Genomic DNA, 2,976 nt, shown 5'->3' with positions numbered 1-2,976 from the left:
AATGCCATGATGCGAGACCGAAAGCCGTACCTACAGACCAAACCGACATAACAGTTGCCGGCTTTCGCCGGGACGACGAGGGGAGAGATTGCGCTGCATCCCCGCCTATTTCTGCGGTCCCGACAGCGAGATGTCGCGCTCGGCGCGAAACACGTTGCTGTAGAGATTGGCGATCCATTGCCGTCCGCTCGAGGTGATGTTGAGGTGGCGGATCGCCTTCTGCACGTGCGGTGCGACGCTGTCCCAGTAGAACCGCGGATAGAGGTCGACGAGATCGGCCGGCGAATTGTAGCCGAGCTGGCGGTTCAGTCCGGCCTCCTCGAATTCGAGGTACAGCGCGTTGGCCTTGCGGATGTAGTGGGGATCGCCGAGCTGCCCGATCAAATCGGCGGCCCGCAGCAAGGTGGCCTCCTCGCCGAAATCCTCATCGTCGTCAGGGGCGCTGAGCGGAAAGCGCGTGCCCTCGATGGCGCGCGCGATGCGTTCCTTGTCGAGCAGAGTGACGCCCTTGAGCCGCTCCATCACGAAGATCTTGGAGCGGTCGACGTGATAGGACATCAGCGCCGCATCCGACGAGCCGCGCGGCAGGATGATCTTGCGGCCGTCGGCAGCGACCAGATAGCCGTCCTGGCCGTCGGCCTCGAACAGCCCGCGCACATAGCCGATGTCATGGGTGAGGCAGGCGACGATGACGTGGGCATAATCCTCGGCGCTCATGTGCGAGTGCAGCGCGCGGCCGCGCAGGATGTCGTGGCCGGCCAGCGTCACCAGCATGGTGTGCTCGACATTGTGATAGAGCGCGTCGCTGTTGCCGATGCATTCGAGCGCGATCCGCGCGATCGAGGGCACCATTTCGACCAGCTGGGTCTGCGAAGAGCCGAACCGGCGCTGCATGTACTCACCGAGGAATTTGCCGAGCGCGTCGGCCGCTAGTTCTGGAAGGGTCATCACGGCCTTGACCTCCGAGAGCTGGCCTGAGCTTACGGCCCGGCGGTATTTCAGGCTAGTCCCGCGATGTGACATAATCGTTGCGGCTGGACCGATGTGCCGTGGGCGGGAGCGGGTGATGGGTGTCGATCTCTTGAACGTCAAAGGCTTGAACGAGCTGGACCGCGAGGCGCCGGTCGTGATGGTCAATCTGATGCGGTTTCGCGCACGGTCGCTCGACGGCGACGGCTCGGGCTGGGATGCCTATTTGCGCTACAGCGCGCTCACCGTACCCATGATCAAGGCGCGCGGCGGCACGCTGCTGTGGACCGGCAGCGCCGAGACTGTCGCGCTGGGCGAGCCGGCCGGCCAGCGCTGGGATTACCTCGCGCTGGTCTACTACCCGAGCGTCGCCGCCTTCATCGACATGATGACCTCGGCCGACTACGAAGACCGCTGCGACCCGCATCGCCGCAACGGCTGCGAGGCGCACGTCATCATCGCGACGCGCGAGGCCTACAGCAAGTTCAAGGTGGGGTGAGGTACTTCTCTTTTCCCGTCACCCTGAGGAGCGCGAAGCGCGTCTCGAAGGGTCGACGGCCCGACTGTGGCCGATTCATCCTTCGAGGCTCGCCCAGCGGCGCAATTGCGCCGCAAGGCTCGCGCCTCAGGATGACGGGGTGAGAATTGTAGCGAGCGGCCTCCCCCCGCCGTCGTCCTGGCGAAAGCCAGGACCCATAACCACCGAATTTGATTGAGAGTGCGATCGTGGCTCCAGCGTCGCACAACAACAAGCGGTTGGGGTAATGGGTCCTGGCTTTCGCCAGGACGACGCTGAATACATGCACATTCTCTCAGGATGACGGGTTTGATAAGTCAGCAAGCGCCGCGTGGCAGGCGCTCTGCACGACACGGCAGACCTCATCCCCCGACCGCCCCGCGCTCAGCGAGGCGAAGGTCGGATAGCTCGTCAGCGCGAAGATCAGGTCGACGGCGTCCTTGCGGGCCTGCGGCGATGCATGCTTGCCCGCGATCCGGTCGATCAATGCGGTGACGCCGCGGCGGCGGCGCTCGTTGCGCTCGCGCACGGCCTCGGCGAATTCGGGATCGGTCGCCATCGCGTCGTGCAGCCGGCCGACCGCGGAATCCCGGCTCCAGAATCCGCAGAAGATCTCCACCATCCGGTCGAGCGCGGCGCGCGGATCGGCCATCGTCATGGCGTCGGCGAGCTGGTGCAGCCCGCCATGGCGCGCGATCTCGTCGAACACCGCCTCGAGCAGCCCGCGCCGCGAGCCGAACTGGTTGTAGACGGTCAGCCGGGTCACGCCGGCCGCCTTCGCCACCGTATCCAGCGAGAAGCGCGCGATGCTCTCGTCGCGCAATGTGCGCGAGGCGGCCTCGATCACGCGCTCGCGGGTTTCGGCGGCGGCGGCGCTACGCGCCGGGCTCACATAGCTGCGCGGCGGCATCGGTTTGCCTTGCTTTCGTCAGATTGACTATACATTATGTATATCTAATTTCAATGCCCATCCGGAGCGACATCATGCAGACCGCCCTCATCATAGCGCTGTCCCTTCACGTCCTGTCATCGGTGTTTTGGGCCGGCTCGAGCTTCACCCTGGCGCGCACCGGCGGCCTCGGCGGCGAAAAGCTGCTGTTTCCGCAAATCGGCGCCGCGACGGTCGCGATCGTGACCGGCGCCACGCTCTGGCGCCTGGTCCATGAAGGCTCGTTCGGGCTGTCGGAGCAGATTTTGGCCGGTGGCGCGATCGCAGCACTGGCCGCGATCGCCGTGCAGATCATCGTCGGCGGCGGCGCGGTCCGGCAGCTGCGCAATGATGCCGGCGATACCTCAGCCGCGCGCTCGCGCCTGGCGGTCGCCCAGCGCATCGCCGCCGGGCTGCTCGCCATCACCGCGCTCTGCATGGGCGCGGCGCGCTATGCGTGATGGTTTCTTGCCTTTCCCGCTTGCGGGCAGGGCTATCGCATATGCCCCTTGGCGACCGCGCAAGTGCTTGGCCTCGTGGTTCGAGACGCGCCGCAAGCGGC

The 2,976-nt window shown here is 65.7% G+C and carries 4 protein-coding genes; 2 read left to right on the top strand and 2 right to left on the bottom strand.

The features are described 5' to 3' along the window. Nucleotides 1-105: 105 nt before the first annotated feature. Nucleotides 106-951: a metal-dependent phosphohydrolase gene (locus tag PMN64_RS42575; protein WP_411785077.1), complete on the bottom strand. Its 846-nt coding sequence runs from the start codon at nt 949-951 to the stop codon at nt 106-108. Nucleotides 952-1,066: 115 nt separating this feature from the next. Between PMN64_RS42575 and PMN64_RS42570 the strand changes: the two genes are divergently transcribed. After that, nucleotides 1,067-1,468 (top strand): DUF1330 domain-containing protein, encoded by a 402-nt coding sequence (locus PMN64_RS42570; protein WP_411785076.1) that lies wholly within the window; start codon nt 1,067-1,069, stop codon nt 1,466-1,468. A 313-nt stretch (nt 1,469-1,781) separates the two neighbouring features. On the opposite strand, the gene PMN64_RS42565 is transcribed toward PMN64_RS42570, so the two are convergent. After that, nucleotides 1,782-2,396 (bottom strand): TetR/AcrR family transcriptional regulator, encoded by a 615-nt coding sequence (locus tag PMN64_RS42565; protein WP_411785075.1) that lies wholly within the window; start codon nt 2,394-2,396, stop codon nt 1,782-1,784. A gap of 74 nt (nt 2,397-2,470) precedes the next feature. Here PMN64_RS42565 and PMN64_RS42560 point away from each other — a divergent pair, with 74 nt between their 5' ends. Then, entirely contained in the window at nt 2,471-2,875 is a 405-nt protein-coding gene (locus PMN64_RS42560; protein WP_411785074.1) for a hypothetical protein, read from the top strand. Nucleotides 2,876-2,976 lie beyond the last annotated feature (101 nt).

It is taken from the genome of Bradyrhizobium sp. UFLA01-814, assembly GCF_046718885.1.
Classification (GTDB): Bacteria; Pseudomonadota; Alphaproteobacteria; order Rhizobiales; family Xanthobacteraceae; genus Bradyrhizobium; species Bradyrhizobium elkanii.
The sequence above is the reverse complement of the archived record's forward strand: the minus strand, read 5'-3'. Positions and strand labels throughout refer to the sequence as shown.

Bases quoted from the DNA above. Each gene is read 5' to 3' on its own strand.
- PMN64_RS42570 (WP_411785076.1), top strand. From the start codon at position 1,067: ATGGGTGTCGATCTCTTGAACGTCAAAGGCTTGAACGAGCTGGACCGC.
- PMN64_RS42565 (WP_411785075.1), bottom strand. From the start codon at position 2,396: ATGCCGCCGCGCAGCTATGTGAGCCCGGCGCGTAGCGCCGCCGCCGCC.
- PMN64_RS42560 (WP_411785074.1), top strand. From the start codon at position 2,471: ATGCAGACCGCCCTCATCATAGCGCTGTCCCTTCACGTCCTGTCATCG.